A 21,811-nucleotide genomic window follows, 5' to 3' on the forward strand; every position below is an offset into this window, starting at 1 on the left:
GCGTGACCGCCCACCGCCACGCGCGGGGCTGCCGTGGTCAGTGCGGCTGGAAGTCCGGGTAGTAGGCCGCGGCCGCCTTGGCGGTGTCGACGTTCCGTGGGAAGAGTTCTGCTTCGTAGGCGCGGATGGCCGCGTCGATGTCCTCGGGCTGTTGCGCGATGGCGTTGCCGAGCCGGCCGGCGTCGAAGAGCGCCCAGTTCGCCCCTTCGCCGTCCGGCGGTGCCAGGTGGGCGGCGTCCCCGATCAGCGTGACCCCGGGGACGTGTTCCCAGCGGTGCCCGATCGGCAGCCCGTACAGGGGGCGGAAAACCGGCGGGATGTCGCTGTCCGCGACCAACGCGACGAGCTCTGGCGCCCACCCCTCGAACATCGCCGCGACCGTGCGGGCGGCCGCGGGGCCGTCATCGAAGTCGATGCCGTCGAACCAGTCGAGCGGCTTGTCGAACATGGCGTAGGAGTGCAGCGTGTCCGCGCGCTCGCGCTGCACGCCCAGACCGATGCCGGTGGTTTCGTCGTAGGCCGTCATCGAGCCGCCGCCGACCAGGGCCAGCGTGGCGGGGTGGCGGGTGCCGCTGTCGAACAGGTACGTCTCGATCATCGAGCGCCCGGCGTAGGTGGGCGTGGCATCGGAAAGCAGTGGCCGGACCTTCGACCAGGCGCCGTCGGCGCCGATGAGCACGTCGGTGACGATCGTCGATCCGTCGGCGAAGGTCACTTCGTGGCAACCGTCCTCGAGGGTCCGGACGCTCCGGGTCTTGTGGCCCCAGACGACCGCGCCGGGAGGCAGGGAGTCCAGCAGCAGCTGCCGGAGCTCGCCACGCTGCACCTCGGGGCGGCCTCCGGCGGGGTCGTCGGGCACGTCAGCCAGGACGGTGCCGTCAGGCGCCACGTCGCGGGATGCCTGGCGTCCTTCGAGGACGAGGGACCGGAAGCCGTCCATCAGGCCGGCGGCACGGATCCCGTGCTGTCCGTTGTAGTCGTGGATGTCGAGCATGCCGCCCTGGCCCCGGGCCTGCGCCGACGTCTCCGCCTCGTACACGGTGGACGGGATTTCGTGCACCGCCAGGGTTCGCGCCAGCGTCAGCCCGGCAAGACCGGCCCCGATGATCGCGATCTGAGTCATGCGTGCGTTCCTTGCTGCTGATGGGTGAAGGGCGGGTCGATCCGGGATGTGAGCTGCGCCAGGAGGTCGTGGAGCCGCGCCCGCCCCTCCGCGCCCAGCGGCGCGAGGATCGACTCCTCGACCCGGTCCATGGCCTCTTCGAAACCCTGGATCAGTTCGGAGCCGGCTGGGGTGACGCGCACCCGGCGGCTGCGTGCGTCATCCTCCTGTGCCTGGCGTTCCACGAGCCCGCGGCGCTCGAGCCCGGCCAACAGCCGCGAGACACCCGGCGCACTGGTGCGCATGGCCCGCGCGACGTCCCGCTGGATGGCGTCCGGGTTCTTGGTCAGGTACGCCAGCACCGCGCTCTGCTCGTGGGTGAGGCCGCGTTCCCGGATCCAGTCTTCGGCGATGCGCCGCTGCCCCCACACGACCCACCGCATCAGTTCCAGCGTGCTCTCCCGCTCCGGCTCGCTCATAGTTAACATGGTAACTGTTGCATAGTTAACTATCAACCGCTTAGGGTCGCAACGTGCTGGTTCTCCGTTCGATCGCACTGTTCGTGCTGGCGGCGCTCGCCGAGATCGGTGGCGCCTGGCTCGTCTGGCAGGGTGTCCGCGAGCACCGCGGGTGGATCTGGATCGGCGCGGGCGTGATCGCGCTCGGGTTGTACGGCTTCGTCGCCACCCTGCAGCCGGACGCCAACTTCGGCCGAATCCTCGCCGCCTACGGCGGTGTGTTCGTCGCCGGCTCGCTGGCCTGGGGCGTGGTCGCCGACGGGTACCGGCCCGACCGGTTCGACGTCATCGGCGCGCTCATCTGCTCGCGGGCGTCGCGGTCATCATGTACGCCCCGCGCGGCTGAACATCGTTTCACCGACCGCGCCGGGGGTAGCAGCACAGCCGTGGGGCACGTCGTGGCGCTGCGGGCGCTCAAACTCGGGGATTTCCTCGTCACCGTTCCGGCGCTCAAGGCGATCCGCCGCGCGTGGCCGGACCACGAGATCACGTTCGCGACCTCCGGCTGGCTCGGCCCGCTCGTCGAGCTGACCGGCTGTGTCGACACCGTCCTGCCCACCCACGGCATGACCCCGCTCGACCCGCGGGCCAGCCACCCCGCCGTCGCCGTCAACCTGCACGGCACCTGCCCGCACAGCAACGCCGTCCTCGACACCCTCGGCCCCCGCCGCCGCATCGGCCACAGTGGACACGGCTGGCCAGGTCCGAAGTGGATGGACGACCTGCACGAACGCGACCGCTGGTGCCGCCTGCTCACCGAGCACGGCATTCCCGCCGACCCCGGCGACCTCCACCTCCCACCGCCCCCGCGCACCAGCCCCGCGCCGGGCGCGGTCGTCATCCACCCCGGTGCCGCCTTCGGCAGCAAACGCTGGCCCGTCGAGCGCTTCGCCACCGTCGCCCGGGCGCTCCGCGCGGCCGGTCACCGCGTGGTGATCACCGGCAGCACGTCCCAACAGGACCTCGCCGCCACCCTCGCCGCGCCCGCGGACCGCCTCGCCGGGCGCACCGGCCTGCTCGACCTCGCGGCGCTCGTCGCCCAGGCCCGGCTGGTGATCTCCGGCGACACGGGCATCGCGCACCTCGCCTACGCCTTCGGCACCCCGTCGGTCACGTTGTTCGGCCCCGTCCCGGCCCGGCACTGGACCGCCACCCGGCCCGCACCGCACGCTGTCAGCCGACGAGCTGCGCCGCGGCGACCCGTTCTCGCCCGATCCGGACCCGGCGTTGCTGCAGGTCCAGCCCGCCGACGTGCTCGCCGCGGCCGCGAAGCTGGTTTGCGGGCCTGCGGAAGTGGTAGCCGGGAGCGGACGAAGGGAGGCGTTCGTGCCGGACGAGAAGCACGACGAGCTGGCCGAGTCGAGGCAGGCACTGGCCGAGGCGAAGGAAGCGGCGCGGGACGCGAAGCTCACGCGGCCCCACGAGCAGGCCGAGCAGGAGGGCGCCCCGGCCGAACACCCGCCCCACCAGGAGGACGACGACCACTTCTCCCCCTCCTGAGGGACGCGACCTACGCGCGCACCGCCGCCGCGACCTCGGCCACCAGGCCCGGATCCGCCTCGTACGGCAGGTAGAGCGTCGCGCGCGTGAACAGGTCGCCGTAGCGGCGCCGCACCTCGGCCGCGACCTCGGCGGGCTTGCCCACCACGGCGATCGCGGACAGCAGCTCGTCGTCGACGAGCGTGCCCATCCGCTCCCACTCGCCGCGCCGGGACAGCCGGTGCAGCTCGTCGCCCAGCTCGCCGCGGTCGTGCAGCTCCAGCACCCCGCGGTAGGCCGGCGTCGAACCGTAGAACGCGATCTGCCGCCGCGTGCCCGCGAGCGCGGCGGCGATCTCGGCGTCCGACCGGCCGGTCACCACCATCGGCGAGCCGACCAGTTCGAAGCCGTCCAGCGAGTCCCGCCCGGACCGCAGCGCCGGCACCGTCACCTCGCGCAGGTACCGCTCGGTGGTGAAGCCGTGGCACAGGAAGCCGTCCGCGACCTCACCCGCCACGCGCGTCATGCCCTCACCCACGCCCGCGAGCAGCACCTTCGGCGGACCGTACGGGTGGGGCTGCGGCGTGAACATCGGGGTCATCACCGTGTGGGTGTAGAACTCGCCGCGGAAGTTGAGGCGCGCGCCGGTCTGCCAGGTGTCCCAGATCGCCCGCAGCGCCAGCACGAACTCGCGCATCCGGGCGGCCGGCTGCGACCACGGCATCGAGAACCGCCGCGTGACGTGGGTCTTGATCTGCGTGCCGAGGCCGAGCAGCAGCCGTCCGCCGGAGAGTTCCTGCAGGTCGTTCGCGGTCTGCGCGACGGTCATCGGGTTGCGCGCGAACGCCACCGCGATCGCCGTGCCGAGCGTGACGCGCTCGGTGACCGTGGCGCCGAGCGCCAGCGGCAGGAACGGGTCGTGCTTGACCTCGGTGGTCCACACGCCGTCGAAACCGTCGCGCTCGGCCCGCCGCATCGTCTCCCGGGAGTCGGCCGGACTGGAGAACGGGACCGCGAAATCGACCTTCACCCGCCGAACGCTACCGCCTGCGGTTCCGGAACAGGCACTCCTGCGCGAGGCTCGCCAGCAGCACACCGTCCCGCGTGCGCACGGTGCCGGTGTACCAGCCGCGGCCGCCCGCGACGCTCTGCGGCACCAGGTCCATGTGCACCCAGTCGTCGAGACGGCCCGGCCGGTGGAACCACACGGCGTGGTCCAGGCTCGACGACGCGGACGCCTCCTCGTTGCCGAAGGCCGCGACGCCGGACGAGATGTCCGACAGGTAGGTCAGAACGCAGGCGTGGATGAGCGGGTTGTCGGGCAGTTCGAGCTTGCAGCGCGCCCAGAAGCGCGTCGGCCACTGGCCGTCCGGGTAGGGCTGCGGCGGCAGCGCGCCCTGCATCGAGAACAGCCGCGGCATGCCGCCGCCGGGCAGCTGCTCCGGATCGCCCTCGGGACGCTCCGGGTGCGCCTCGCGGTCGACACCCTCCTCGCGACGGTGGAAGGACGCCGACATGTTGAAGATGACCTCGCCGTTCTGCACGGCGACCACCCGGCGGGCGGAGTAGGAGCCGCCGTCGCGATCCCGGTCGACGTGGAAGATCGTCGGGCGCGTCGCGTCACCCGGGCGGAGGAAGTAGCCGTGCAGCGAGTGCGGCAGCCGGTCCTCCGCCACGGTGCGCCCGGCCGCGGCGAGCGCCTGCGCGGCGACCTGGCCCCCGTAGAGCGGCAGGGGGTCGTCGAACACGAGGTTGGCGCGGTAGAGGTCGCGGTCGATCTCCTCGAGGTCGAGCAGGTCGGCCAGGGTGGGCTCGTCCACCGCTTTCTCACTGACGGCGTGCATTACCGCACGGTAATACAGGAAGTACGCGCGGGCAGGCGCTGGTAGACGGGCATCACAACGGGCGGGACGCCCCTGCCCGGGGGACACTGAACCGCATGCGGCGACTCGACGAAGTCCGATCCGGGCCAACGCTGGCCGAGCACGTCGCCGCCGCGCCGCTCGTCGACCACCACGTGCACGGCGCGTTCACGGTCGAGCTGGAGCGGGCCGAGTTCGAGGGGCACCTCAACGAGGGTTCGCCCGACCCGATCCCGCCGTGGATGACGCAGTTCGACTCGCAGCTCGGGTTCGCGGTGCGGCGGTGGTGCGCGCCGGTGCTCGACCTGCCCGAGCACGCCCCCGCCGACGAGTACTGGAAGCGCCGCACCGAGCTGGGTGTGGCGGAGGTGACGCGGCGGTTCCTCGGCGGCGCGGGGGTGAGCGACTGGATCGTCGACACCGGGTACGCCACGAGTTCGCTGCTCGGGCTGGAGGGCATGGAGTCGGCCTCCGGCGCGCGGGCGCACGAGGTGGTGCGGCTGGAGGCGCTGGCCGAGGAGATCGCGCTGGAGAACGTGTCCGGGCGCGACTACGCCGACGCCTTCACCGCCCGGCTGGCCACGCGGGCCGAGCACGCGGTGGGGGCCAAGTCGATCCTGGCCTACCGCACGGGCTTCGACATCGACCTGACCCCGCCGTCGCCGGCCGAGGTGACGCTGGCGGCGGACCGGTGGCTGGACACGACGGGCGACGAGCCGCGGCTGGACGACGAGGTGCTGATCCGGTTCGGCCTGCACGCGGCGATCTCGCGAGGCCTGCCGCTGCAGCTGCACACCGGGATCGGCGACCGGGACCTCGACCTGCACCGCGTCAACCCGTTGCACCTGCTGGACTTCCTGCGCGCGACGCCGGACGTGCCGGTTCTGCTGCTGCACTGCTACCCGTACCACCGCGAGGCCGGGTACCTGGCGCAGGCGTTCCCGAACGTGCACTTCGACGTGGGGCTGGGCATCAACCACACGGGGGTGCGCAGCGTGGCGGTGGTGGCGGAGTCGTTCGAGCTGGCGCCGTTCGCGAAGCAGCTGTACTCGTCGGACGCGTGGGGGCCACCGGAGCTGCACTACCTCGGCGCGCTGCTGTGGCGCCGCGCGGTGACCACGACGTTCGGCCGGTGGGTCGCCGAGGGCGACTGGTCGGAGCCCGACGCGCGGCGCGTGGTGACCATGATCGCGCGCGACAACGCGCGGCGCGTTTACCGGGTTTGAGCGCGTAGTGAGCCGGCGCGGGGCCGCCACACTGCAGCGCGGCACGCCGCGTGGCGACGATGCGCCACGACGAGCCCGCCCGGCTCAGCGGCCTCAGCCACGCCGCGATGCGGCAAGCTCCCGCCGCTCACCAGCCCCGGCCCGCGTCGCGACACGGGCAGGCCGCCGCGGCTCACCAACCCGCGCCCCGGTAGCTCACCAGCCCTGGCCGCGCAGCCGGTCGAGCAGGCGGCGGTCCCGCTTCGTGGGGCGGCCCGCTCCGCGCTCGCGGCGGGCGACCGGCGTCAGGGCCTCCGGCGGGGGCGCCGGGGTGCGGTCGATGTAGCACGTGGCGGCGTCGGGGGCGCCCACCCGCTTTTCGATGACGCGCACGACCTCGACGATCCGCGTCCGGTCATGGACGCGCGCCCGCACGGTGTCGCCGGGGTGCACGCCCGTCGCGGGCTTCGCCGGGCGGTCGTTGACCCGCACGTGCCCGCCGCGACAGGCCGCGGCCGCGTCGGATCGGGTCTTCGTCAGACGGACCGCCCACAGCCAGCGGTCCACGCGCGTGGACTCCATGGTCATCCATCTTGCCTCGCCGGCGCCTTGACCGGCAGGATCGCCACCAGCCCGGCCGCGAGGATCAGCACGATCCCCGCCATGCCGGCGCGCTGGCTGTCGAAGATCGCGATGAACCCGCTGAACGCCAGCGGCCCCAGGAAGCTCACCGCCCGCCCGGTGGTCGCGTACAGGCCGAACGCCTCGCCCTCCCGCTCCGGCTCGACGATGCGCGCCAGGAACGTCCGGCTCGCCGCCTGCGCCGGGCCGAGGAACACCGACAGCGCCAGCCCGCACACCCAGAACGTCGCCTTGCCGGGCAGCGCGGTCAGCGCGACGCCGATGATCACCAGCGCGATCAGCGACGTCACGATCACGGTCTTGGGCCCGAGCCGGTCGTCCAGCCGGCCACCGCTGACCGCGCCGATCCCGGCGGTCACGTTCGCCACGATCGCGAACATCACGACCTCGGTCTGGCTGAACCCGAACGTTCCCGCCGCGACCACGCCGCCGAAGGTGAAGATCGCGGTCAGGCCGTCGCGGTAGATCGCGCTCGCGGCGAGGAACCACAGCGTCCGCCGGTCCGTCCGCCACAGGTGCGCCAGCCGCTTGGCGAGCACCTTGTAGCCGGAGAAGAAGTTGCCCCTGGCCTGTTCGCGGGACGGCGGGTTCTCCGGCACGAACAGCAGCACCGGCAGGGCGAACACCAGGAACCACACCGCCACGAACAACGCCACCGCGCGGATGTTCAGGCCGTCCTCGGAGGTGACGCCGAAGAGCCCGACGTCCGGCTGCACGAACGCGAACAACACGATCGCGAGCGCGATGACGCTGCCGAAGTAGCCCATGCCCCAGCCGAAGCCGGACACTCGGCCCATCGTCTTCGGCGTGGACACCTGCACGAGCATCGCGTTGTAGTTGACCTCGGCGAACTCGAAGAACACGCTGCCGACCGCGAGCAGGATGAGGCCGGCCAGCAGGTAGGACGGCTCGTCCTGGACGAAGAACAGCCCGGCGGTGCAGGCGATCGCGATGGCGCTGTGGATGCCGAGCCAGAGCTTGCGCCTGCCGCCGACGTCGCTGCGCTGCCCGGTGACCGGGGCCAGCAGGGCGACCGCCACACCGGCGATCGTCAGCGCGACGCCAAGCGCTTGCGACCCGCTTTCCGTGTCGGCGGCGACACCGTCGGTGAGGTAGACGGAGAAGACGAACGTGAGGATGACGGCGCTGAACGCGGACGCTCCCCAGTCCCAGAACGCCCAGCTCAGCACGGCTTTGCGCGCGCCCGGCGAGGCCTTGGCGGTGACGGTCACGGCATGATTGTCCACGAGCCGGATGAACCGCGCCGCCCGGCCGGGTGAACGGCGTCACGCCCCGTCGCGGTGGTGCGCGGGCTGGCGACTCGATGCCCGGAGAGGCCAACACGGCACCCGGAACAGGCGGGACGGCGCCGGGAAGGGCAAACGCGCCGCGGGTGGCGTGTTGGCCGGTGCGGGCGGCGTGTTGGCCGGTGCACGCAGCGTGTTTGCCAGTGCGGATGGTGGGTGGGCGGGCGCGTGGTGGGTGGGCGGGGCGCGTGGTGCGTTGGGTCACCGGTGCGGAGCCAACTGGCAAATGTTGACAACGTCACGGATCGTGCCCAGCGGTAACCCGGGCGGGCCGCTTGGCGATACCAGGGGTATCTGGAAGATCGCGGGAGGGGTTTCGCAGTGGGTTTGGGCCAGTCCAAGACTCCGGTCACCGACCGTCCGGTCTGGCTTGTCCTGACGGCGGTGTTCGCGGTGACCGCGGCGGTGCAGGTCTACCTGGCGCTCGCCATGTCCGTGTGGTTGTCCGGCGTTCTGGCGATCGTGCTCGCCTTCGCCGCGGCGGGATCACTGGCCGCCGCGGCGAAGGCGGTGCCCATCACACGTCGAAGTCGACCGTGAGCGCGTCGGACACCGGCAGCGACTGGCAGGTCAGCACGAACCCGTCGGCGACCTCGCCCTCCTCGAGCGCGAAGTTGCGGCGCATGTCCGCGGCACCGGCGGTCACCTTCGCCCGGCACGTGCCGCACACGCCGCCCTTGCACGCGAACGGCAGGTCCGGCCGCACGCGCTGAGCACTGTCCAGCACCGGCACGTCCCGTGGCACGGCGACCGTCGTGGCGCGGCCGTCGAGGATGATCGTCGCCTGGGTGACGACCCCGTCGAGCGGCTTCTCCTCGTGCCGCACCGGCTCCGGCGGCACGTCGTCCACATAGAACAGTTCCTGGTGGATCCGCGACGACGGCACTCCGGCGGCACGCAACCGTTCTTGCGCCACCGTGACCATCCCGAACGGCCCGCACAGCCACCAGTGCCCGACCGCCGACACGTCCGGGAACAACGCCAGCAACGCCGACAGCTTCTCACCGTCGAGCCGCCCGGTGAACAGCTCCGCCTCGCGCGGCTCCCGGGACAGCACGTGCACCAGCTCCAGCCGGTCCGGGTAGCGGTCCTTCAGGTCGGCCAGCTCGTCGGCGAACATCACGGTGTCCGTGCGGCGGTTGCCGTACAGCACGGTGACCGTCGCGGCCGGGTCGCGCAGCACCGTCGCCGCGATCGACAGCACCGGCGTGATGCCCGAGCCGGCCGCGATCAGCACGTGGTGCTCCGGCACCGACAGGTCGGGCGTGAAGTTCCCGGTCGGCGTGCCGACCTCGATCTCGTCGCCCGGCCGCACCTGGTGCACCAGCCACGTCGAGAACAGCCCGTCCGGCACCTCGCGCACCCCGATGCGCGGCTTGCTGCCCTCGGGCGAGCAGATCGAGTACGACCGGCGCTCCTCGCGCCCGTCGATCGTCCGCCGCAGCGTCAGCGACTGCCCAGCCCGGAACGCGTAGGCGTCCGCCAGCTCCTCCGGCACGTCGAAGGTGACCGCGACGGCGTCGTCGCACAGGGGCGTCACCTCGGCCACGGTCAGCGTGTGGAAGTCGCCCCGCAGCCTCGATTTGGTGCTCGCGGTCACCTCAGATCTCCTTGACGTGCTCGAAGGGTTCGTCGCAGGACCGGCAGCGCAGCAACGACTTGCAGGCGGTGGCCCCGAACTCCGACACCAGCTCGGTGTCCGCCGACCCGCACCGCGGGCAGGACACCCGGCGCACCGGCGGGCTCAGCGTCAGCGGGATCGGCCCGGACGGCCGCCGCGGCGCGCTGCCCGGCGGCGCGATACCCGCCTCGGCCAGCGCCCGGCGGCCCCGCTCGCTGATCCAGTCGGTGCTCCAGGCCGGCTGCAGCACCGTGCGGACCTCGACGCGCGAGTACCCGGCGCCCTGCAGCGCGTGCACCAGGTCGTCGCGCATGGTGTCCATGGCCGGGCACCCGGTGTAGGTGGGCGTGATCGACACCGTGACCGCACCGTCCTGTTCGGACACCTCGCGCAGCACGCCGAGGTCGGCCAGCGTCAGCATCGGCAGCTCGGGGTCGCGGACGGTCTCCGCGACGGCGCGGGCGCTCACCATGTCGCCTCCGGATGGGCGCGGGCGACGCTCTGCAGCTCGGCCAGCAGGTAGCCCATCGCCTCGGTGTGCCGGCCACCCCGGCCGGTCTGCCCGTTGACCCCGGCCTTGCCCGCGATCTCCGGGCGGGCCAGGGAACCGGCGGCGAACACCTGCGCCAGCACGTCGTCAAATTCCGCGCGCACCGAAGCCGGGTCGACCGCGACACCCGCCGCGGCCAGCCGCGACTCGGTCTCGTGGGGCACGAACAGCTCGTCCACGAACGGCCAGATCCCGTCCAGCCCGGCCTGCATCCGCTCGTGCGAGAACGCGGTGCCGTCGCCGAGCCGCACGGCCCACTGGGCGGCGTAGTCGCGGTGGTAGGTCAGCTCCTTGACGCCCTTGTCGGCGATCGCGGCGAGCACCGGGTCCACCGACGACCGCAGCCGCTGGAACAACGCCAGCCGCCAGGTCGAGAACACCAGCAGCACCGCGATGAGCTGCCCGAAGTCGCCGCGCTCCAGCTCGGCGAGCCGGACGTTGCGGAACTCGTGCTCGTCGCGGAAGAACGCGTAGTCGTCCTCGCCGCGGTCTGAACCATCGGCCTTGCCCGCGCGCGCCAGGAGCAACCGCGCCTGGCCCAGCAGGTCGAGGCCGATGTTGGCGATCGCGACCTCGTCCTCCAGCTCGGGCGCGCGGGTGCACCACTGCTGCAGCCGGTGCGAGAACACCAGCGCGTCGTCGCCCAGCATCAGGCAGTACCGCGCCAGGTCCGCACCGTCCACACCGGACGGCACCGAGGTGTCGACCCCGGCGAGCGGGTCCTCGAACCCGGTGCCGAACGCCCACCGCGAGTCGTCGTGAGCGTCGATCAAAGCCTCGTAGGCGTTGTCAAAGGACATCATCAGCTCACATGTGGGGAACGTTGTCGGGGATGTCGTAGAACGTCGGGTGCCGGTACACCTTGTCGCCCGACGGCGCGAAGAACGGGTCCTTCTCGTCCGGCGAGGACGCGGTGATGTCGGCGGCCTTGACCACCCAGATGCTGACGCCCTCGTTGCGCCGCGTGTACAGGTCACGCGCGTTGTGCAGGGCCATCTGGTCGTCGGCCGCGCGCAGCGACCCGACGTGCACGTGGTTGAGGCCTCGCTTGCCGCGCACGAACACCTCGTACAGCGGCCACTCGCTCTTGCTCACTTCGCCTCCGCCATCTTGCGCGCGTGCGCGGCCGCGGCCTCGCGGACCCACGCGCCGTCTTCGTGCGCCTGCCGCCGCCGCGCCAGCCGCTCGGTGTTGCATGGGCCGTTGCCCGCGACGACCTGCTTCATCTCGTCCCAGTCGACCTGGCCGAAGTCGTAGTGCCCGCGCTCGGGGTTCCACTTGAGGTCCGGGTCCGGCAGGGTCACGCCGAGCGCCTCGGCCTGCGGCACGGTCATGTCGACGAACCGCTGGCGCAGCTCGTCGTTGGTGTGCCGCTTGATCTTCCACGCCATCGACTGCGCGGTGTTGGCCGATTCGGCGTCCGGCGGGCCGAACATCATCAGCGACGGCCACCAGAACCGGTTCACCGCGTCCTGCACCATGTCGCGCTGCGCCTGCGTGCCCTTCATCATCGTCATCAGCAGCTCGTAGCCCTGCCGCTGGTGGAACGACTCCTCCTTGCAGATCCGGATCATCGCCCTGGCGTACGGCCCGTAGGAGGACCGGCACAGCGGCACCTGGTTGCAGATCGCGGCGCCGTCGACGAGCCAGCCGATCGCGCCCACGTCGGCGAACGTCAGCGTCGGGTAGTTGAAGATCGACGAGTACTTCTGCCTGCCGCTGATCAGCTTCTCGGTCAGGTCCGCGCGGTCGGCGCCCAGCGTCTCCGCCGCCGAGTACAGGTACAGCCCATGCCCGGCCTCGTCCTGCACCTTCGCCAGCAGGATCGCCTTGCGCCGCAACGACGGCGCGCGGGTGATCCAGTTGCCCTCCGGCTGCATGCCGATGATCTCGGAGTGCGCGTGCTGCGCGATCTGCCGGATCATCGTCTTGCGGTAGCCCTCCGGCACCCAGTCCCGCGGCTCGATCCGCTGGTCCTTTTCGATGGTGTGCTCGAAGTGCCGTTCGAGGTCCTTCTCGTCGAGGATGGCAGTCATCGGTTCTCCTTGGCCACCAGGGTGAGCACGTCGTACTTGGCGACGGACTCGCCCGCGGAGTTGGTCACGTCGGCGTCCCAGCGCACCTCGCCGTAGTCGGCGTTCTCGCGCGGGGTGATCTGCTTGGCGGTCAGCGTCACGGTCAGCTCGTCGCCGGGCTTGACCGGGGTCAGGAACCGCAGGTTCTCCAGGCCGTAGTTGGCCAGCACCGGCCCCGGCTCGGGCGAGACGAACAGGCCGGCGGCGAACGACACGACCAGGTAGCCGTGCGCCACGATGCCGCCGAACAGCGGGTTCGCGGCCGCCGCTTCGGGGTCGGTGTGGGCGTAGAACGTGTCGCCGGTGAACTCGGCGAAGTGGTCCACGTCCTCCTGGGTCACGGTGCGTGGCCCAGCCACCACGCTGTCGCCGATCTTCAGCTCTGCCAACGACTTGCGGAACGGGTGCACGTCCTCGGTGTTGCGCGGCGCGCCCTCCACCCAGCGGCCGGTGACCGCGGACAGCACCTTCGGGCTGCCCTGCACGGCGGTGCGCTGCATGTGGTGCAGCACGCCGCGGATGCCGCCCATCTCTTCGCCGCCGCCGGCGCGGCCCGGGCCGCCGTGCACCAGGCCCGGCATCGGCGAACCGTGGCCGGTCGACTCCTTCGCGTCGTCGGCGTCGAGCACCAGCAGGCGGCCGTGCCACGGCGCCACGCCAAGCACGACCTCGCGGGCGAACTGCGCGTCACCGGTCACGACCGACCCGGCGAGGCTGCCCTGGCCGCGGGCGGCGTAGCCGATGACCTGCTCGACCGAGGTGTAGGGCATCAGCGTGGAGACCGGGCCGAAGGCCTCGACCTCGTGCGGCTCGGCGCGGTCGGCGTCGCCCTTGAGCAGCACCGGCGAGATGAACGCGCCGTGCTCGGCGTCGGCGTCGACCACCTCGACCCGCTCCGGGTCGCCGAACACGACGCTGGAGGCGTCCTGCAGCGCCTTGAGCGAGCGGCGGACCTCCTCGCGCTGCTCCAGGCTGGCCAGCGCGCCCATGCGGACACCTTCGGCGGCCGGGTTGCCGATCTTGACCTTCGCCAGGCGCTCGGCGGCGGCCTCGGCCACGTCGTCGAGCAGCTCGGCAGGCACGAAGGCGCGGCGGATCGCTGTGCACTTCTGGCCCGCCTTGACGGTCATCTCGGTGACCAGCTGCTTGACGTAGAGGTCGAACTCAGCCGTGCCGGGCTTGGCGTCCGGGCCGAGGATCGAGCAGTTCAGCGAGTCGGCCTCGGCGTTGAAGCGAACGGCCTGGCGCACGATCACCGGGTGGGTGCGCAGCTTCTGCGCGGTCGACGCCGACCCGGTGAACGACACCAGGTCCTGCTCGGTGAGGTGGTCCAGCAGGTCGCCGGCGCTGCCGGAGATCAGCTGCAGCGTGCCCTCGGGGATCAGGCCGGATTCGATGATCAGCTCGACGACCCGCTCGGTCAGGTACGCGGTCTGGCTGGCCGGCTTCACCAGGCTCGGCACGCCCGCGAGGAACGCCGGGGCGAACTTCTCCAACGGGCCCCACACCGGGAAGTTGAAGGCGTTGATCTGCACCGCGACACCCCGCAGCGGGGTGGCGATGTGCTGGCCGAGGAACGTGCCGCCCTTGCTCAGCGGCTCCACGTTGCCGTCGACGTAGACGGTGTCGTTGGGCAGCTCGCGCTTGCCCTTGCCGGAGTAGGCGAACAACACGCCGATGCCGCCGTCGACGTCGAACTTGGAGTCGCCGAGCGTGGCGCCCGTCTTCGCGGACAGCTCGTACAGCTCGTCGCGGTGCTCGCGCAGGTGGGAGGCCACGGCCTTGAGCAGCGCGGCCCGCTGGTGGAAGGTCAGCTCGCGCAGGGCAGGTCCGCCGACGCGGCGGCCGTGGTCGAGCGCGGCGGCCATGTCGATGCCGGCGGAGGAGATCCGTGCGACCTCGGCGCCGGTGACCGCGTCGTGCAGGGGCGCCCCCTCGCCCTCCCCGGTCCGCCAGCCGCCGCTGACGTAGCTGCGCAGCATCCTCGTCGACTGCTGGGCCATCGTTCCTCGCTTCCCCGGATTAACCAACCGAACGTTCAGGAAGTCATGGTAGCGTCTCGGCATGGCTGACGAAAGCACCAGTGACGTTGTTTCCGTTTCCCGCGAAGGCGCAGTGGCCACGGTGACGATGCTCCGGCCCGCCCTCACCGGCGAACTGAAGACCGAGCTGCGGGACGCGCTCGAGCTCGTCGCCTCCGACGAGACGGTCCGCGCCGTCGTGCTCACCGGCGCCGGCCGGGCGTTCTGCGTGGGTCAGGACCTGGCCGAGCACGCCGACGCGCTGCGCGCCGACCCGGCCACCGCGTTCGCCACCATCGACGACCACTACAACCCCATCGTCACCACGCTGGCGACCATGCCAAAACCGGTGGTCGCGGCCGTCAATGGCACGTGCGTCGGCGCGGGGCTCGGGTTCGCGCTCGCCTGCGACCTGCGGGTCACCGCGGACACCGCGAAGTTCGGCACCGCGTTCACCGGCATCGGCCTGACCAGCGACTCCGGCCTGTCCGCCAGCCTCGCGCGGGCCGTCGGCGCGGCCAGGGCGAGCGAACTCGTCCTGCTCGGCGAGACCTTCACCGCCGCGCAGGCCGCGGAGTGGGGCATCGCGGGGCGCGTCGTGCCCGCCGACGAGGTGGCCGCCACCGCCGCCGACCTGGCCGCCCGGCTGGCCGCGGGCCCCACCCGCGCCTACGCGGAGGCCAAGCGCGCGCTCGCCGCATCCTGGGGCGCGCCGTTGCCGGAAGTCCTGCGCCTGGAAGGCGAAGCGCAGGCGCGACTGGGGCTGACCGACGACCACCGCGGTGCCGTCGAGGCTTTCCTGAGCAAGTCGAAGCCGGTGTTCCAGGGGTCTTGACAGTGCCGAGGCCGGACGCACATTATTAACCGTCCATTCGGTCAGTAACGACGGAAGGCAGTGCCGCCGTGTCCCAAGCCGCGCAGGCGATGTTCGCCGACGACGTCGCGTCGAAGTCGCTCGGCATCGAACTCGTCGAAGCCGACGCCGGCCGGGCGGTTGCCCGCATGACGGTCACCGAACAGATGGTGAACGGGCACGCGATCGCCCACGGCGGCTACATCTTCCTGCTGGCCGACACGACGTTCGCCTGCGCGTGCAACAGCCACGGCCCGGTGACGGTCGCGGCGGGCGCCGAGATCTCGTTCGTCGCCAGCGCCCGCCTCGGCGACCGCCTGGTCGCCACGGCCGAGGAACGCACGCGTTACGGGCGCAACGGCATCTACGACGTCACGGTGCACCGGGAGACCGGCGCCGGGCGCGAAGTGATCGCCGAATTCCGCGGCCGCAGCCGCACGATCGGGAAGAACTGAGGAGCCGGCCCCCATGACGACCATGCACAGCGACGTGCCTCACGCGAAGCGCCTCGGCACCGCGCCGGCGCCGGACGACCTGACCGCCGCCGAGCGGATGAGCGTCGACGAGCTGCGCGCCACCCAGCTGGAACGTCTGCAGTGGACACTGCGGCACGCCTACGAGAACGTGCCGTTCTACCGCCGCAAGTTCGACGAGGCCGGGGTGCACCCGGACGACTGCCGCGAGTTGTCGGACCTGGCGAAGTTCCCCTGCACCACCAAGCACGACCTGCGGGACAACTACCCGTTCGGCATGTTCGCCGTGCCCCAGGAGCAGGTGCGCCGCATCCACGCCTCCAGCGGCACCACCGGCAAGCCGACCGTGGTCGGCTACACCGAGGCCGACATCGACACCTGGGCGACGGTGATGGCCCGCTCGATCTACGCGGCGGGCGGGCGGCCGGGGCACAAGGTGCACGTGGCCTACGGCTACGGCCTGTTCACCGGCGGGCTCGGCGCGCACTACGGCGTGGAGAAGCTGGGCTGCACCGCGATCCCCGCGTCCGGCGGCATGACCGCGCGGCAGGTGCAGATCATCACCGACTTCCAGCCCGAGGTCATCATGGTGACCCCGTCGTACATGCTGACGCTGCTGGACGAGTTCGAGCGCCAGGGCCTGGACCCGGCGAAGTCCTCGCTGCGGGTGGGCATCTTCGGCGCCGAACCGTGGACCGAGCAGATGCGCCGCGAGATCGAGCAGCGGATGGACCTGCACGCCGTGGACATCTACGGCCTGTCCGAGGTGATGGGGCCGGGTGTGGCGCAGGAGTGCGTGGAAACCAAGGACGGCCTGCACATCTGGGAGGACCACTTCTACCCCGAGGTGGTCGACCCGGTCGAGGGGAACGTGCTGCCCGAGGGCGAGACGGGTGAGCTGCTCTTCACCTCGCTCACCAAGCAGGCCATGCCGGTCATCCGGTACCGCACGCGGGACCTGACCGCGCTGCGCCCCGGCACCGCGCGGCCGGCGTTCCGGCGCATGGACAAGGTCACCGGCCGCAGCGACGACATGATCATCCTGCGTGGCGTCAACGTGTTCCCGACGCAGATCGAGGAGATCGTGCTGGCGACCGAGGGCCTGGCGCCGCACTTCCAGCTGAAGCTGACCAAAAAGGACCGGATGGACCACCTCACGGTGCTGGTCGAGGCCCGGCACGACACCGCGGCCGAGCGCCGGGTGTCCGCAGCGTCGGAGATCGCCGCGCGGGTCAAGGACGGCGTCGGGATCAGCGTCGGCGTGGAGGTGCTCGACCCGGACACGCTGGAACGGTCGATGGGCAAGCTGCGCCGTGTGATCGACCAGCGCCCGCCGGCCTGAGACCGGTTGGGATACTGGGGTCATGACGACCGCACCTCCGGCCCGGCCCGCCCGGCGTGGCAGGCCGGGCTACGACCTGGAGTCCCTGCTCGCGGTCGCGGTCAAGCTGTTCAACGAGCGCGGCTACGACGGCACCAGCATGGAGGATCTGTCGCGCAAGCTGGGCATCACCAAGTCCGCCATCTACCACCACGTGCCGAGCAAGCAGGAGCTGTTGCGGCTGGCGGTGAACCGGGCGCTGGACGGGCTGTTCGAGATCGTGGCCGAGCTGGATTCGGTCGACGGGCGCGCGGTGGACCGGCTGGAGTACCTGGTGCGCGGCAGTGTCCGGGTGCTGGTGGACCGGTTGCCGTTCGTGACGCTGCTGCTGCGGGTGCGCGGCAACACGAAGGTGGAGCGGGACGCGCTGGCCCGTCGTCGTGAGTTCGACCACATCGTGTCCGAACTGGTCACCAAGGCCGTCGACGAGGGCGACCTGCGACCGGACATCGACCCGCCGACCGCGGCGCGCCTGTTGTTCGGCATGGTCAACTCGCTGATCGAGTGGTACCGGCCGCGCGGCGGGCAGAGCGGCGACGAGCTGGCGGAGACGGTGGCGGCGGTGGCCTTCGACGGGCTGCGGGTGCGGTCCGCTTAGGACTCGTTTGCCGGGTTTCCCGGGTGAACGGTCTCACACCGGGAATGCACTGGCCGCGCGTGGTGTCCGCACAGTCATGCCGGAAATCCGCAACCTGCGGCTGATCATGGTGGTGCTCGCGTTCTCGTGCGGCGCCACGGTCGCGAACCTGTACTACGCGCAGCCGCTTCTGGCCGAGATCGCGACGGCGTTCGGCGTGAGCCAGGGCAGTGCCGCGCTGGTCGTGACGTTGACGCAGCTGGGTTACGCGGCCGGGCTCGCGTTGCTGCTGCCGCTGGGGGACCTGGTGGAGAACCGGGCGCTGGCGTCGCGCACGCTGGTGTTCACCGCGCTCGCGCTGGTGGTCGCGGCCGTGGCGCCGGTGTTCGGGGTGTTCCTGGCCGCGTCGGTGCTGATCGGCGTGACGTCGGTGGTGGCGCAGATCCTCATCCCGTTCGCCGCGCACCTCGCGCCGGAGGAGCAGCGCGGCCGGTTCGTCGGCACGGTGATGACCGGTCTGCTGCTGGGGATCCTGCTGGCGCGGACGTTGTCCAGCCTGGTCGCCGGGGCGTTCGGGTGGCGCACGATCTACTTCGTGTCGGCGGTGCTGATGCTGGTGGTGGCGGTCGCGGCGCGCCGGATGCTCCCCCACCGCCGCCCCTCGCACGACGAGGGCTATGCCCGGTTGATGCGGTCGATCCTCACGCTGGCCCGGGAGGAACCCGCGTTGCGGCGCCGGGCGGTGTGCCAGGCGTTGATGTTCGGGGCGTTTTCCGCGTTCTGGACGTCGGTGGCGTTCGAACTGGTCGGGCGGCACGGGCTCACGCAGACCGAGGTGGGGGTGTTCGCGCTGGTGGGCGCGGCCGGCGCGGTGGCGGCCCCGTTGGCAGGGCGCTTGGGCGACCGTGGGCACGGCGGAATCGGCAGTGGAATCGCGCTGGCCCTGGCCGCGGTGGCGATGGTCGTGGCGTGGCTGGGCGCGGGATCGGTCGTGGTGCTGGCGCTGGCCGGGGTGGTGCTCGACCTCGCGGTGCAGGGCCACCAGGTGCTTTCGCAGCGGGAGATCTACGGCCTGCGGGCGGAGGCGCGGGCCCGCATCAACACGGTGTTCATGACGACGATCTTCGTCGGAGGCGCGGTGGCGTCGGCAGTGGCGGGGAGTCTGTACGACGCGTTCGGCTGGGCTGGGCCGAGCTTGTTCGGCGCGGTGCTGCCGTTGGTCGGGTTGGGGGTTTGGGCGGTGTCGACGGCGCGCCAAGCGACACAAGCGAAGCTGGGTCTTCATCCCGTCGCCTGACACTGGCGGGGAGTCCGCCCTTTGGGCGGTGCGCCTTTCGGGCGGTGCGCCTTGCGGCGCCGGAAGGTCACCTTCCGACCACCCCCGCCCCCTCTCCCTGAGTGTGTTTCAGTCGCCGAGCAGGGTTGTCAAGGCGGGAAAGCGTGCCTTGACAACCCTGGTCGGCGACTAAAGATCGGCTGTGGATCGGGGCCGGGGGAGGTCTGGTTGGGGTAGTCGCTTGCTTTCGTTGCCGGCTGGCGGTTGTGGGGCAGGAGTTTTTCCGGTCCTGTCCCGGTTCTGGATCATCTGTGCTTCACTTCCCGTGACCGATCGGGCACTAGAAGGGACTTCTGGGGTGACGAGCTGGCGCGATCTCGCGACGTTCATCCGGCAGCAGTACAAGGTGATTCGGGACGAACCGGACGAACTGCGCATCCGGATCCGCTTCCAGTCCGATCCCGAGGAGGAGGAGCGCACCCAGATCGTCGTGATCGCGCGGGAGGTTCTCGACCGGCGGGACGAGTGGATCCAGATCGCGACCCCGTTCGCCCGCGTGGACGAGGTCGACGTGGTCGGGGTGCTGGCCGAGGTCGGGCACACCACCGTCGTCGGCGGGGTGGTCGTCATGGGCGAGTACCTGGTGCTCCGGCACTCCCTCCCGCTGGCCAACCTCGACATCAACGAGTTCGTCGACCCGCTCGCCTTGGTCACCAGCTCCGCCGAGCTGCTCGAAGAACAGCTCACCGGGCGCGACGACTACTGAAATCCGGTTGCTCTGAAATCCGGTTGCTCTGGGCCCGTCCGCGGGTAACCCTGTGGATCCACCAGAGCGAAAGGATCTTCGGATGTTCACCGCCGTCGAGGGCGCCCGCGTGCCGATCCGCATGTGGGCCGACCCGGCGACCGTCGAGGACGCTGCGATGCGTCAGCTGCACAACGTCGCCAACCTGCCGTGGGTGCACGGTCTGGCCGTCATGCCGGACGTGCACTACGGCAAGGGCGCGACGGTCGGCAGCGTGATCGCGATGCGTGACGCGGTCTCCCCCGCCGCGGTGGGTGTGGACATCGGCTGCGGCATGAGCGCGGTCCGCACCTCGCTGACGGCCGACGACCTGCCCGACGACCTCGGCAAGCTGCGCCGCCGCATCGAGGACGCCGTTCCGGTCGGCTTCGCCATGCACCGCACCCCCGTCAACCCCGCCCGCGTGCCCGGCACCGGCGGGTGGAACGAGTTCTGGGCCGCGTTCGGGCAGCTGCACGACGGCGTCCAGAACCTGCGCGACCGGGCGCGGGCGCAGATCGGCAGCCTCGGCGGCGGCAACCACTTCATCGAGGTGTGCCTCGAACAGGGCGGCCCGGACGCCGGCCGCGTGTGGCTGATGCTGCACTCCGGCTCCCGCGGCATCGGCAACGAGCTCGCCAAGCGGCACATCGACGTGGCCCGCAAGCTGCCGCACAACGCGGACCTGCCGGACCGCGACCTGGCGGTGTTCGTGGCGGGCACGCCGGAGATGGCGGCCTACCGGCGCGACCTGTTCTGGGCGCAGGACTACGCGGCCCGCAACCGGGCCACGATGGTCGCGCTCGTGCAGCAGGCCGTCGCCGACACGGTGCCGGGCGTTCGGTTCGACGAGCCGATCTCGTGCCACCACAACTACGTCGCCGAGGAGACCTACGACGGCGTGGACGTGCTGGTCACCCGCAAGGGCGCGATCCGCGCGGGCTCCGGCGACCTCGGGATCATCCCGGGCAGCATGGGCACCGGCTCCTACATCGTCCGCGGCCTCGGCAACGAGACCTCGTTCCACTCGGCGTCCCACGGCGCCGGGCGGCGCATGTCGCGCACCAAGGCACGCAAGACGTTCACCGCCGCCGACCTCGCCGCCCAGACCGACGGCGTGGAGTGCCGCAAGGACGAGGGCGTCGTCGACGAAATCCCGGCCGCGTACAAGGACATCGACTCGGTGATCAAGGCGCAGACCGACCTCGTCGAAGTGGTCGCGCACCTCAAGCAGGTGGTGTGCGTCAAGGGGTAGGCAGCGGCTTCGCCGGGTAGCTGCGCAGCACGAGCGACGTCGTGACCGGCCCGAAGCGGGCCAGCGAGTCCACGACCTGTTCGAGCCGCTCGGCGTGCGTGCAGTGCACGTCGAACAGCAGGCAGTCCTCACCGGTCACCCGGACCGTCGAGACGACCTCGGCGATCCGCTCGGCGAGGGCCAGCGCCTTCGGCAGCTGCGCGTGCGTGGTGCGCAGCCGGACGACGGCGTGGATGTTCAGCCCCACCGCGACGGGCGCGACGACCGCGCGGTACCCGAGGATGACGCCGCTCTTCTCCAGGCGCTGGATGCGCGCGCCGGCCGCCGGCTGGGACAGCCCCACCCGGCGGCCCACCTCGGCGCCGCTGAGCCGCCCCTCGGTCTGCAACAGCTCCAGGATCGCGCGGTCGATCTCGTCGAGTGATTCCATCGTTGTCGCCGCCACTTCCCTTGAGATCACTTGTCCGGCCCACCCCGGGCCGTCGAACCATCGATCATCATCCCCTGGCGGCGCCCGGTCGTGCGGGGGCCACGAGTGGAAGCGGCGGTGGACGGTGGTCGCGTACGTCATCATCCCGGGGATCGACGGCTCGGACGAGAAGCACTGGCAGACCGCGTGGGAGGAGCGTTGGGGCGCTACGGCCGTCCGGATCGCCCCGGCCTCCTGGACGGAGCCGGACCTGCGGACTGGGTGGCGGCGGTCGGCGCCGCCCACGCGACCGCGGCCCGGCGCGGCGAGCGCGTGGTGCTGGTGGCGCACAGCCTCGGCTGCTGGGCGGCGGCCGAGTGGCTGGCCGTCGCCCAGCCGCGCGGGGTGGCCGCGTTCCTGG

The 21,811-nt window shown here is 71.5% G+C and carries 23 protein-coding genes and 2 pseudogenes; 12 read left to right on the forward strand and 13 right to left on the reverse strand.

The annotated features are described in order from the left end of the window. Positions 1-37: 37 nt before the first annotated feature. Both AMY39116_RS0338065 and AMY39116_RS0338070 read right to left on the reverse strand, forming a co-directional pair. Positions 38-1,123 carry an NAD(P)/FAD-dependent oxidoreductase gene (locus tag AMY39116_RS0338065; protein ID WP_020422835.1) on the reverse strand — a complete coding sequence of 362 codons (1,086 nt, stop codon included), beginning with the start codon at positions 1,121-1,123 and terminating at the stop codon, positions 38-40. Next, on the reverse strand, positions 1,120-1,581 hold the full coding sequence (locus AMY39116_RS0338070; protein ID WP_020422836.1) for a MarR family winged helix-turn-helix transcriptional regulator: 462 nt from the start codon (positions 1,579-1,581) through the stop codon (positions 1,120-1,122). The genes AMY39116_RS0338065 and AMY39116_RS0338070 overlap by 4 nt, the downstream gene beginning before the upstream one ends. Positions 1,582-1,634: 53 nt before the next feature. Here AMY39116_RS0338070 and AMY39116_RS45820 point away from each other — a divergent pair. Beyond that, a pseudogene (locus AMY39116_RS45820) lies at positions 1,635-1,966 on the forward strand (YnfA family protein). A 52-nt stretch (positions 1,967-2,018) separates the two neighbouring features. Next, entirely contained in the window at positions 2,019-3,194 is a 1,176-nt protein-coding gene (locus AMY39116_RS0338075) for a glycosyltransferase family 9 protein (RefSeq protein WP_369794402.1), read from the forward strand. On the opposite strand, the gene AMY39116_RS0338080 is transcribed toward AMY39116_RS0338075, so the two are convergent. Both AMY39116_RS0338080 and AMY39116_RS0338085 read right to left on the reverse strand, forming a co-directional pair. Continuing rightward, positions 3,131-4,129 (reverse strand): TIGR03617 family F420-dependent LLM class oxidoreductase, encoded by a 999-nt coding sequence (locus AMY39116_RS0338080; RefSeq protein ID WP_020422839.1) that lies wholly within the window; start codon positions 4,127-4,129, stop codon positions 3,131-3,133. The two genes, AMY39116_RS0338075 and AMY39116_RS0338080, sit on opposite strands and share 64 nt — an antisense overlap. A 10-nt stretch (positions 4,130-4,139) precedes the next feature. Next, complete coding sequence (locus AMY39116_RS0338085) at positions 4,140-4,943, reverse strand: acyl-CoA thioesterase II (protein WP_020422840.1); 804 nt, start codon at positions 4,941-4,943, stop codon at positions 4,140-4,142. A gap of 95 nt (positions 4,944-5,038) precedes the next feature. Between AMY39116_RS0338085 and AMY39116_RS0338090 the strand changes: the two genes are divergently transcribed. After that, a complete protein-coding gene (locus tag AMY39116_RS0338090) occupies positions 5,039-6,187 on the forward strand; it encodes an amidohydrolase family protein (protein WP_020422841.1) in 1,149 nt (382 codons plus the stop codon). Between the two features lie 195 nt (positions 6,188-6,382). Here AMY39116_RS0338090 and AMY39116_RS0338095 read toward each other — a convergent pair whose 3' ends face one another. Continuing rightward, on the reverse strand, positions 6,383-6,748 hold the full coding sequence (locus AMY39116_RS0338095; RefSeq protein ID WP_020422842.1) for an RNA-binding S4 domain-containing protein: 366 nt from the start codon (positions 6,746-6,748) through the stop codon (positions 6,383-6,385). 2 nt (positions 6,749-6,750) lie between these two features. After that, positions 6,751-8,040: an MFS transporter gene (locus tag AMY39116_RS0338100; protein ID WP_020422843.1), complete on the reverse strand. Its 1,290-nt coding sequence runs from the start codon at positions 8,038-8,040 to the stop codon at positions 6,751-6,753. 396 nt (positions 8,041-8,436) lie between these two features. Between AMY39116_RS0338100 and AMY39116_RS0338105 the strand changes: the two genes are divergently transcribed. Next, on the forward strand, positions 8,437-8,655 hold the full coding sequence (locus AMY39116_RS0338105; protein ID WP_027936592.1) for a hypothetical protein: 219 nt from the start codon (positions 8,437-8,439) through the stop codon (positions 8,653-8,655). On the opposite strand, the gene paaE is transcribed toward AMY39116_RS0338105, so the two are convergent. Genes paaE through paaZ form a run of 6 tightly spaced genes read right to left on the reverse strand, consistent with a single transcriptional unit; the run spans position 8,633 to position 14,343 of the window. After that, positions 8,633-9,715: a 1,2-phenylacetyl-CoA epoxidase subunit PaaE gene (paaE, locus tag AMY39116_RS0338110; RefSeq protein WP_020422845.1), complete on the reverse strand. Its 1,083-nt coding sequence runs from the start codon at positions 9,713-9,715 to the stop codon at positions 8,633-8,635. The two genes, AMY39116_RS0338105 and paaE, sit on opposite strands and share 23 nt — an antisense overlap. A 1-nt stretch (position 9,716) precedes the next feature. Continuing rightward, positions 9,717-10,208, reverse strand: a complete 492-nt coding sequence (paaD, locus tag AMY39116_RS0338115; protein ID WP_020422846.1) for a 1,2-phenylacetyl-CoA epoxidase subunit PaaD — start codon at positions 10,206-10,208, stop codon at positions 9,717-9,719. After that, positions 10,202-11,086, reverse strand: coding sequence for a 1,2-phenylacetyl-CoA epoxidase subunit PaaC (gene paaC, locus AMY39116_RS0338120; protein WP_027936593.1), 885 nt, complete (start codon positions 11,084-11,086; stop codon positions 10,202-10,204). Before paaC ends, paaD begins: the two co-directional genes overlap by 7 nt. A gap of 7 nt (positions 11,087-11,093) precedes the next feature. Beyond that, positions 11,094-11,381 carry a 1,2-phenylacetyl-CoA epoxidase subunit PaaB gene (gene paaB, locus AMY39116_RS0338125; RefSeq protein ID WP_017984160.1) on the reverse strand — a complete coding sequence of 96 codons (288 nt, stop codon included), beginning with the start codon at positions 11,379-11,381 and terminating at the stop codon, positions 11,094-11,096. Beyond that, positions 11,378-12,322 (reverse strand): 1,2-phenylacetyl-CoA epoxidase subunit PaaA, encoded by a 945-nt coding sequence (gene paaA / locus AMY39116_RS0338130; protein ID WP_020422848.1) that lies wholly within the window; start codon positions 12,320-12,322, stop codon positions 11,378-11,380. Before paaA ends, paaB begins: the two co-directional genes overlap by 4 nt. Beyond that, positions 12,319-14,343 (reverse strand): phenylacetic acid degradation bifunctional protein PaaZ, encoded by a 2,025-nt coding sequence (paaZ, locus tag AMY39116_RS0338135; protein WP_020422849.1) that lies wholly within the window; start codon positions 14,341-14,343, stop codon positions 12,319-12,321. The genes paaA and paaZ overlap by 4 nt, the downstream gene beginning before the upstream one ends. Positions 14,344-14,425: 82 nt before the next feature. On the opposite strand from paaZ, the gene AMY39116_RS0338140 reads away from it, so the two are divergent. The 7 genes from AMY39116_RS0338140 (at position 14,426) to AMY39116_RS0338170 (ending at position 20,981) form a co-directional block, all read left to right on the forward strand. Continuing rightward, positions 14,426-15,217: an enoyl-CoA hydratase/isomerase family protein gene (locus AMY39116_RS0338140; RefSeq protein WP_027936594.1), complete on the forward strand. Its 792-nt coding sequence runs from the start codon at positions 14,426-14,428 to the stop codon at positions 15,215-15,217. Positions 15,218-15,306: 89 nt separating this feature from the next. Then, positions 15,307-15,690, forward strand: coding sequence for a hydroxyphenylacetyl-CoA thioesterase PaaI (gene paaI / locus AMY39116_RS0338145; protein WP_020422851.1), 384 nt, complete (start codon positions 15,307-15,309; stop codon positions 15,688-15,690). Between the two features lie 13 nt (positions 15,691-15,703). Beyond that, positions 15,704-17,050, forward strand: a complete 1,347-nt coding sequence (gene paaK / locus AMY39116_RS0338150) for a phenylacetate--CoA ligase PaaK (protein WP_020422852.1) — start codon at positions 15,704-15,706, stop codon at positions 17,048-17,050. A gap of 22 nt (positions 17,051-17,072) precedes the next feature. Beyond that, positions 17,073-17,687: a TetR/AcrR family transcriptional regulator gene (locus AMY39116_RS0338155; RefSeq protein ID WP_020422853.1), complete on the forward strand. Its 615-nt coding sequence runs from the start codon at positions 17,073-17,075 to the stop codon at positions 17,685-17,687. A gap of 76 nt (positions 17,688-17,763) precedes the next feature. Beyond that, positions 17,764-18,963 (forward strand): MFS transporter, encoded by a 1,200-nt coding sequence (locus AMY39116_RS0338160; RefSeq protein WP_020422854.1) that lies wholly within the window; start codon positions 17,764-17,766, stop codon positions 18,961-18,963. Positions 18,964-19,300: 337 nt separating this feature from the next. After that, positions 19,301-19,708, forward strand: coding sequence for a hypothetical protein (locus tag AMY39116_RS0338165; protein ID WP_020422855.1), 408 nt, complete (start codon positions 19,301-19,303; stop codon positions 19,706-19,708). A gap of 82 nt (positions 19,709-19,790) precedes the next feature. Beyond that, positions 19,791-20,981: an RtcB family protein gene (locus tag AMY39116_RS0338170; RefSeq protein ID WP_020422856.1), complete on the forward strand. Its 1,191-nt coding sequence runs from the start codon at positions 19,791-19,793 to the stop codon at positions 20,979-20,981. On the opposite strand, the gene AMY39116_RS0338175 is transcribed toward AMY39116_RS0338170, so the two are convergent. Then, positions 20,971-21,411, reverse strand: a complete 441-nt coding sequence (locus AMY39116_RS0338175; protein WP_020422857.1) for an Lrp/AsnC family transcriptional regulator — start codon at positions 21,409-21,411, stop codon at positions 20,971-20,973. The genes AMY39116_RS0338170 and AMY39116_RS0338175 overlap by 11 nt on opposite strands. Positions 21,412-21,535: 124 nt before the next feature. On the opposite strand from AMY39116_RS0338175, the pseudogene AMY39116_RS44255 reads away from it, so the two are divergent. After that, a pseudogene (locus AMY39116_RS44255) lies at positions 21,536-21,811 on the forward strand (alpha/beta hydrolase); the annotation flags it as partial.

The organism is Amycolatopsis sp. ATCC 39116, assembly GCF_000231075.2.
In the GTDB taxonomy this organism is placed as follows: Bacteria; Actinomycetota; Actinomycetes; order Mycobacteriales; family Pseudonocardiaceae; genus Amycolatopsis_E; species Amycolatopsis_E tucumanensis.

Coding starts and splice junctions, on each gene's coding strand:
- AMY39116_RS0338170 (WP_020422856.1), top strand. CDS start 19,791: ATGTTCACCGCCGTCGAGGGCGCCCGCGTGCCGATCCGCATGTGGGCC.
- AMY39116_RS0338140 (WP_027936594.1), top strand. CDS start 14,426: ATGGCTGACGAAAGCACCAGTGACGTTGTTTCCGTTTCCCGCGAAGGC.
- AMY39116_RS0338160 (WP_020422854.1), top strand. CDS start 17,764: ATGCCGGAAATCCGCAACCTGCGGCTGATCATGGTGGTGCTCGCGTTC.
- paaC (WP_027936593.1), bottom strand. CDS start 11,086: ATGTCCTTTGACAACGCCTACGAGGCTTTGATCGACGCTCACGACGAC.
- AMY39116_RS0338175 (WP_020422857.1), bottom strand. CDS start 21,411: ATGGAATCACTCGACGAGATCGACCGCGCGATCCTGGAGCTGTTGCAG.
- AMY39116_RS0338155 (WP_020422853.1), top strand. CDS start 17,073: ATGACGACCGCACCTCCGGCCCGGCCCGCCCGGCGTGGCAGGCCGGGC.
- paaK (WP_020422852.1), top strand. CDS start 15,704: ATGACGACCATGCACAGCGACGTGCCTCACGCGAAGCGCCTCGGCACC.
- paaD (WP_020422846.1), bottom strand. CDS start 10,208: ATGGTGAGCGCCCGCGCCGTCGCGGAGACCGTCCGCGACCCCGAGCTG.
- AMY39116_RS0338095 (WP_020422842.1), bottom strand. CDS start 6,748: ATGGAGTCCACGCGCGTGGACCGCTGGCTGTGGGCGGTCCGTCTGACG.
- AMY39116_RS0338085 (WP_020422840.1), bottom strand. CDS start 4,943: ATGCACGCCGTCAGTGAGAAAGCGGTGGACGAGCCCACCCTGGCCGAC.
- paaZ (WP_020422849.1), bottom strand. CDS start 14,343: ATGCTGCGCAGCTACGTCAGCGGCGGCTGGCGGACCGGGGAGGGCGAG.
- AMY39116_RS0338065 (WP_020422835.1), bottom strand. CDS start 1,123: ATGACTCAGATCGCGATCATCGGGGCCGGTCTTGCCGGGCTGACGCTG.
- paaI (WP_020422851.1), top strand. CDS start 15,307: ATGTTCGCCGACGACGTCGCGTCGAAGTCGCTCGGCATCGAACTCGTC.
- paaA (WP_020422848.1), bottom strand. CDS start 12,322: ATGACTGCCATCCTCGACGAGAAGGACCTCGAACGGCACTTCGAGCAC.
- AMY39116_RS0338090 (WP_020422841.1), top strand. CDS start 5,039: ATGCGGCGACTCGACGAAGTCCGATCCGGGCCAACGCTGGCCGAGCAC.
- AMY39116_RS0338070 (WP_020422836.1), bottom strand. CDS start 1,581: ATGAGCGAGCCGGAGCGGGAGAGCACGCTGGAACTGATGCGGTGGGTC.